Origin of the sequence: Nonomuraea sp. NPDC050547, from assembly GCF_044457345.1 — a bacterium.
Classification (GTDB): domain Bacteria; phylum Actinomycetota; class Actinomycetes; order Streptosporangiales; family Streptosporangiaceae; genus Nonomuraea.
Genome location: NZ_JBITGW010000045.1, coordinates 23,228 through 30,176, shown reverse-complemented (window position 1 = coordinate 30,176; position 6,949 = coordinate 23,228). Strand labels below are relative to the sequence as shown.

General features: G+C 70.6%; 5 protein-coding genes. 1 reads left to right on the top strand and 4 read right to left on the bottom strand.

Annotated elements, in window-relative coordinates; all coding sequences use genetic code 11:
* Window positions 1-329: 329 nt before the first annotated feature.
* The gene (locus tag ACIBHY_RS54615; RefSeq protein ID WP_397311076.1) at window positions 330-2,108 is read right to left on the bottom strand and encodes a tetratricopeptide repeat protein; all 1,779 of its coding nucleotides are present in this window, start codon (window positions 2,106-2,108) and stop codon (window positions 330-332) included.
* A 735-nt stretch (window positions 2,109-2,843) separates the two neighbouring features.
* Here ACIBHY_RS54615 and ACIBHY_RS54610 point away from each other — a divergent pair.
* Window positions 2,844-3,257 carry a hypothetical protein gene (locus ACIBHY_RS54610; RefSeq protein WP_397094364.1) on the top strand — a complete coding sequence of 138 codons (414 nt, stop codon included), beginning with the start codon at window positions 2,844-2,846 and terminating at the stop codon, window positions 3,255-3,257.
* 456 nt (window positions 3,258-3,713) lie between these two features.
* Here the strand turns inward: ACIBHY_RS54610 and ACIBHY_RS54605 are convergent, their stop codons facing one another.
* The 3 genes from ACIBHY_RS54605 to ACIBHY_RS54595 form a co-directional block, all read right to left on the bottom strand.
* The gene (locus tag ACIBHY_RS54605; protein WP_397311075.1) at window positions 3,714-4,115 is read right to left on the bottom strand and encodes a hypothetical protein; all 402 of its coding nucleotides are present in this window, start codon (window positions 4,113-4,115) and stop codon (window positions 3,714-3,716) included.
* Between the two features lie 175 nt (window positions 4,116-4,290).
* Window positions 4,291-4,944 carry a hypothetical protein gene (locus tag ACIBHY_RS54600; RefSeq protein ID WP_397311074.1) on the bottom strand — a complete coding sequence of 218 codons (654 nt, stop codon included), beginning with the start codon at window positions 4,942-4,944 and terminating at the stop codon, window positions 4,291-4,293.
* A gap of 586 nt (window positions 4,945-5,530) precedes the next feature.
* Entirely contained in the window at window positions 5,531-6,877 is a 1,347-nt protein-coding gene (locus ACIBHY_RS54595) for an MFS transporter (RefSeq protein WP_397311078.1), read from the bottom strand.
* Between the last annotated feature and the right edge of the window lie 72 nt (window positions 6,878-6,949).

The window sequence follows — 6,949 nt, the reverse complement described above, 5'->3', positions numbered from 1 at the left end:
CCAGGGCCGGTCGGGGGCGCGAGACTCGACCGGAATCCCCGCGCGCCCCGTTCCGCAGATCGGCTTCAACCCACCGCTGACCTGCGTGGACTAGCGGACGGTTTCGTTCCGCTGCACAGCGCTCGCCGAGTCCCGGCCAGCCCCGCCAAGGACGGTGGCGTGGATGTGCTCGGCGACGAGCGCCTGATGCTCGCTGCCGGCCTCGACGATCCGGGCGGCCAGCCCGGCGAGCTCGTGCTCCCAGGCTCGTTTGGTCTACGTCTGCGGGTGATCGGGACCGAAGGCGCGTGCACGGGCGGAAAACACCTCGGTGTACATGTACCGGGCGGTCACCAGATCCCCGCCTCTGCCGTCCAGCGGGCGAGGTCGGAGCGGTCGGGGAGCGTGTCGGGGTGGTCACGGCCGAAGACGCGCTCGCGGATGGCCACCAGCTCGGCGAACCTGTCCCGGGCGGCGGCCGCATCGTCTGTCTCTGCCGTCCAGTAGGCGAGGTTGGCGCGGTCGGTCAGCGTGTCGGGGTGCTCGGGACCGTGGACACGTTCGCGGATGGGCAGCAGCTCGGCGAACCCCTCGCGGGCGGCCGCCGCGTCTCCCGCCTGCCCCGTCCAGAAGGCGAGGTTGCCGCGGTCGGTCAGCGTGTCGGGGTGTTCCGGGCCGAGAGCCTCGACCTGGGCGGCGTAATGGGCCTGTTGCAGCGCCTTGGCGGTGGTGTAGTCGCCGCTGGCGTGGGCGAAGGCGATGACTGTTCTCATCGTGTCGGAGCCAGGCGAGATGACGGCGCGGGAGTGGGGGAGCAGCCGGATGTAGCGAGGCCAGTTCGCGCGGATGCCGGGATCTGCGGGCAGTGCGCTGTCCAGCAGGGAGGCGGCACGGGTGCGGGTGTGTTCACGCTGCTCTTCGGTGAGCTGGTGCCAGATGACGGCTTGGGTCAGCCGGTGGATGCTCACCGTTTCCTGATCGTCTGCGGCGTGCTCGGTGTCCGCGAGGGCCGGGGGGTCGGTGGGGGTGGTCAGAGTGATGAGGGTGTAGGAGGCCAGCAGAGCCAGGGCCTCGTTGACCGCCTGCTCATCGTCACCGGCCCCGGCCAGGACGTCGGCGGGCAGGTGATCGGGGGCATAGCAGGACAGCAGCCGCAGCAGACCGTCGGCCAGCGGGTTCTGTTCGGTGATGTGGGCCCGGCTGACCTCCCATGCCTTGGCGACCACCCGCTCGGCGTCCCCGCCCGCGGCGGCGGTGGCGAGCATGCGCTCGGGCACCTGACGCAACAGGCGCAAGTAGCCGGCCGGCGTGCAGCGCGGGGTTCGGGCGACGTAGGCGCCGGCCTGGGTCAGCGCCAAAGGAAGGTCACCGAGCTCACCTGCCAGCTCATCCAGCACGGCGGCGTGCGGCGGGCCGATCAGATCGCCCAGCAGCCGGACCGAGGCAGGGCGGGACAAGGTGTTCAGCCGCACCGGGGTGATGCCCAGGTGCCGCCAGCCGACATCACGCCGGGTGGTGATCAGCACCTGCCCGCCCGTCAGCCGGGCCAGATACGGCTCCAGGTGGGCGGCCTCATCGACGTTGTCGAACACCAGCAGCCAGCCTGTACGGCCGGCCAGCCAGGCCAGCGCCCAGGCGGCGGCCTCCTCGACCGAGGCCTGCGCGGCCGCCACCGAATCGCAGCCCGCCACCAGCGCACGCGCCAAGGCGGCCAGCCCGGCCTCGATCTGCGCCGGGCTGTCGGCGTCGATCCACCACACCACCTGGTAGTCCAGGCGCCGGGCGAAGGCGTACTGCAACGCCAGCTCACTCTTACCCACGCCGCCCAACCCGACCACCGCCTGACTGATCACCCCCGCGCCGGTCCCTGATTCCAGCGTGGTCGCCAGCTCCTGCCAGGCGCTCTCACGGCCGACGAACCACGGCGCAGGCCGGCGCGGCAGCCCGAACAACCCGGCGGTCACCTCCACCCGCGCCGGCGAAGGCAACGACGGACGGCGCGCAGCGTGCAGATCACCGGTGACGATCGTGCCCGAGTTCTCCCACACCGCGACCGAGCGCGGCCCGCTCGCCTCCACCCGCCCACCCGCAGCGTCGCGGGGCCGATCGACCCCATCGCGGACGTTCACACCCTCCACCATGACCAGACCAGGCCGCCTCGGGCAACCTCCTCAGCCAAACCCGGACCAGGCAAAGCCCGCCCCCAGGAAGCGATCACTCCAAGGGCGTTTCGTCAGTCCGTATCAGGCGCCCGGCCGCTCGCACCGACGCATGAAACAGCCGGCGCCCAGGTCGGGTCCGGCTCCGGCAGTTGTCCACTGTGCGACCACTCATGAAGCATCTGACCAGTCAGAAGCCGACAAGGCGCCGCTGCGGGCCTGGTGTGCTCAAGGGACGTAGGCTGCCAGTTCTGCGGGACGGCCCGCCTCGACCTTGCCGTGCGGGCCCTCGTGTACTGCGCACCTTCCCACGCTCGTCTTTGCGTTTCGGAGTGCCCCACTCGGAATACGTGACGGGCGGGCCGTCGACTTTTCGGCACAGGCTTCTGGGCGATGTTCGTGCAGATCGGCTCATCCGAGAACGTCTAGTGATGGTGTCCAGAAAGCCCAGTTCGAAGAGGGTGGCGGCAGTGTCAATGGCGCTTCCGTACGCGGATCGGGCCGGGCTGAAGCGCTGACCTGCGACAGAGGAGGACACCTCGGCGGCCGCCGAGGCCGGCGCCGATCGGCGGGCCCACGCCCGCCGCAACGATGCGATCCGTCAGGCCATAAAGCGAATCAATAACGACCTCTCCTAGCATCCGCAACACCCGAACTCGTCGACTGCGGTGGCGAGGCAGAGATCGCAACATAGGGAGAGCCAGCATGAGGATCGCGTCACCAAGTAGAGCCGCCATCGCTGTCACGTTCGTCGCCAGCCTGGGGCTGATGGCCGCCGCCCCGGCAGCGCAGGCAACAGCCTCCAGCGCGTCAACAGCCTCCAGCGCGGCGTGCGAGCTGCATATCGGGCTCACCCGCAAGGACGGCAACTACATCCGAGGCTACGGCAGCAAGCTGGGCTGCGAGAACAGCACATCCTGGCTGTATCTGCAGTGGGAGCGCTGGAACGGCTGGTGGACGCAGACCGAGAAGGCGGTGAACGGGAGTGGCTTCGACGTGCCGATCAGCTGGTTCTGCAAAGGGACGGGCACACACAACTTCAAAGTGCGGCACTACATGCGTACCTTGGGCGGCTCCACGAAGGTCAAGGACTCGAACATCATCCGGGTGACCTGCTGACTACTGACTGCGGTGACGGATGAATTCGCCGCCCTGGAAAGCTCAGGCGGTTGTCGCACGTCTCGGCGCCGCAGCTTGCCCGCCCGTCTCGAAGGCGTGCTGAGCCGGCTCACCGTGAGCCTTCTCATTCTCGGCGGTCTCGCCGGGGGCGGGTTCGGGGATCATCGGTTCTCGCCTTCTTGGTTGGCGGCATCACGGGGGCGAGGTTCATGAGTTGGACGTAGTGGCCCAGCCAGTCGGCGCCGGGCCCGGCCAGCAACTCACGCGCCAGCCCGGTCCCGACCGTTGAGTGTCACTCAGGATGAGCATGTGGCGATGTGAGAACGCCCCGCCTGGAGCGAGGAAAGGTGGCTCCAGACGGGGCGTTGGTGTTCACGGTGTCACAGAGATGCTCAGGGTGCCGCGACTGAACGGGGCTTGATGGCGAGTCGTGCGTGGGACTCTTGAGGTGTCGCCTCACGAAGGAGCGCGCCGGTGTCTTCGATGGCTGAGACCACGACCTTGAGTTCGTTCCTGCGCGCTCGCTTCAATGAGAGCGCGCGCGAGGCTGACTGGTTCATGAGCTGACGTGCCTTGACGTTGCGGGCTGGCCATGGTGCCGATGTCGTGCGGGTACCACGACGATTCGCCCTGGATTGAGCGGCTGGAGACGTCGGGCTCCCAGCCGGTCACCCGGCGGCCCGTCAGCTCTTCGATTGCGGCCGCCGCGGCGGCCTTGGCACCGGCCACGTTCCGGGCAGCGATGCCACCGCCGAAGCCGAACCCGTACACCTCGATCACGCCCTGCGGGCCCTGCAGGCACCACTCGCCGTCTTCGCGCCACAGGCACAAGTCGCTGTCATCCCACTCCCGGCCCACGGACCCGATGGGCGGGACGTCCTTGGGGACGTCTTGGACGTCCCCAACACCACCCCGGACGTCCCGGACGTCCCGCCCCTCGTCCTGTACGTCTGCGTCGCCCACATCGTCCGGGCGTCCAGGCGGGCCCGTTCGACGTCGTGGCGGGCCTGCGCCGATGACCGCCACAGCGCGGTCACCTCGGCCTGCAGCTCCTGGTGCGGGCCGTAGTCCATCTCGCGGAAGCTCGCGCCCGGCGCAGGCATTCCAGCACGGCGGGCAGGTCATCGGCGGTCAGCGCCTGGCGCAGCCGGCCGGGCCAGTCCACACGGCTGGGCAGCTCGCTGTAGCGGTGCAGGCGCCCGTCGACGGCCCGATGAATGGCGGCCGCAGCCGCATCCGCGCGCTGCTGCAGGTCGCCGAGATCGGCCAGGCGGCGTCCGACCTCGCGTAGCCGGTCGGCGTGCCCGGCGATGAACGCCTGACCGGCGCGCTGGGCGGCGCGATGGTCGCGGGTGGCGGCGACCCGGTCGCGGGTGGTGCCGGCGTGTCCGCTCGGGTCGCCGCACAGCGACAGGTAACGGCGTTCGGCAGACTGGCGCGAGCGCACCTCCAGCGCCGGGGCGAGCTGCGCCCAGGTGACTCCCTGGGCGCGCAGCGACTCGATCACATACCCTTCGCCCTCCTGCAGGTCCTCGCGCAGCTGGCGGATGACCAGCAGCGCGGCCAGGCCCTGCTCGACGTCGAGGCGGTCGTGGGCCGACAGGTAGGCGTCGACCAGCAGCCGGTTCAGCGTCTCGGCGACCTCGCCCAGCGGCCGGCCGCAGAAGCCCTCGCCGTACTCATCCAACGGCTCCGAAAGGTCGGTGCGCGGGTCGGCCAGCGCCCACCAAGCGGAGCGGCGGCGTCCTGAGCGGGTTTGCGGGTGGTGGGGGTCGGGCTGGGGGTGGCCACGAAGATCCCTTCGGCTGTCGTGTCATCGGCGACATGCGCGTGCGGCGTATGACACGACAGACGACCCGGGGCGCGATCACGGATGCGAAGATCGTGCACCGGGGCTCGGGCCTGTCTCCAGCACGGCGGCGCCCGTAGCCCCGTACAACGCGAGGTCCTGCGCGTAGCCTGATGTCGCCGTGGGACGGGAGCCCGCGGCCCGACTTCTTCTGGGGTGCCACACGCCCTGGGGGCGAGGCTGCAGGTCAGTCGGCGGATGATGAGCACGATGCTGAAACGCGCGTTTTGGGTGTCGTCCAACGCGCTCGGCGAGCTGTTGCTGAGCCTGTCGGTGAGAATTCCCTCGGCGCGAGACCGCCGCATTCGACACTCGTGAACGCTGCGAGGTGCTGCGCACTCAGCTGAGCCGGGCTGAGGAGTTCGCGGCCGACCTGCAGCGGCACGCCGGTCAGCTGGCCGGCGGCGCTGCCTGACCCGCCAGCTCACCAGGGGTGCCGGTCGCGCCGTCGTGGCAGCGCGGCCGCCAGGAGGGCGACGGCGACCAGCACGATGGCGAGAACGGCGAACGCCCGCCCGTAACCGGCCGCCAGAAGGTGCGCCGGTGCCGGAGCGCCGCCTACGTCGGTCGGCCCCGCCGTCAGCGTGACCAGGGCGGCCAGGCCGAGCGCGCCGCCGGTCTGCTTGGCGGTGTTCATCAGTCCGGAGGCCGCCCCCGCATCGGCCGGGGCGACGCCTGAGGTGACCATGACGGTCAGCGGCGTGTTCAGCAGGCCCGCGCCGAGCGAGATCAGCACGGCCGGGCCGCCGATGGCCGTCAGGTAGTCCTGCCCGGGGGCGATGCGGCTCTGCCACCAGAAGCCGGTCGCGCCGATCAGCGCTCCGACGGCGATGAGCACACGATCGTCGGCGCGGCGCATCAGCCACGGCGCCACCCGCAGGCCGACCAGCATGGTCAGCAGGGTGTGTGGCAGGAAGGCCAGCCCGGTCTGCAACGGCCCGTAGCCCAGCACGTTCTGCAGGGACAAGGTCAGGAAGTACCACATCGGGTTCAGGCACGCCCCGGCCAGCAGCATCACGGTGTTGCCCAGCCAGATCCGCCGCGGCCGCAGCAGCGCCGGCGGAATCAGCGGCGCCCGCGCCACGCGCACCTCGACCAGCGCGAACAGGGCCAGCAGCACGGCCCCGGCGAGCGCGACGGCGGGTGCGCCGGCCAGGCCATAGGCCAGCGCGCCCAGCCCGGCGCTGGCCAGTGCCGCGCCGAGCACGTCCAGCTGCCGCCGGTCATCGTGCCCCCGGCCGGGGGCCAGCAGGCGGGCCGCGGCCAGGCAGGCCAGTCCGATCGGCACGTTGATCAGCAAAATCCAGCGCCAGGACAGGTACTCCGTCAGCGCGCCGCCGATGAGGTTGCCCGCCGTGCCGCCGGCCAGGCTCACCGCCGTCCAGACGGCGATCGCCCGGGTGCGCCGCGGTCCCTCGGGAAAGGCGGACGTCAAGATCGTGAGTGTGGCCGGGGCCAGGATCGCCGCCCCCACCCCCTGACCGGCGCGGGCGGCGATCAGAGTGCCGGGCGCATCGGCCAGCCCGCCGGCCAGGCTCGCGGCGGTGAACACCGCCAGGCCCGCGGTGAAGACACGCCGGTGCCCGTACAAGTCGGCCAGCCGGCCGCCGAGCAGCAACAGCCCGCCGAAACTCAGTGCGTAGGCATTGCCGACCCACGCCAGATGCCGAGTGTCGAAGCCGAGCGTGTGCTGGATGGACGGCAGCGCGACGTTCACCACCGAGACGTCCAGGACCACCATGAACTGTGCGGCGCACAGCAGCGCCAGCACGACCGGCACTGACCCTCCCCTCCCGTATAGCGATGCGTTCACATCGAATTACTGCGATCCAGCATATAATCC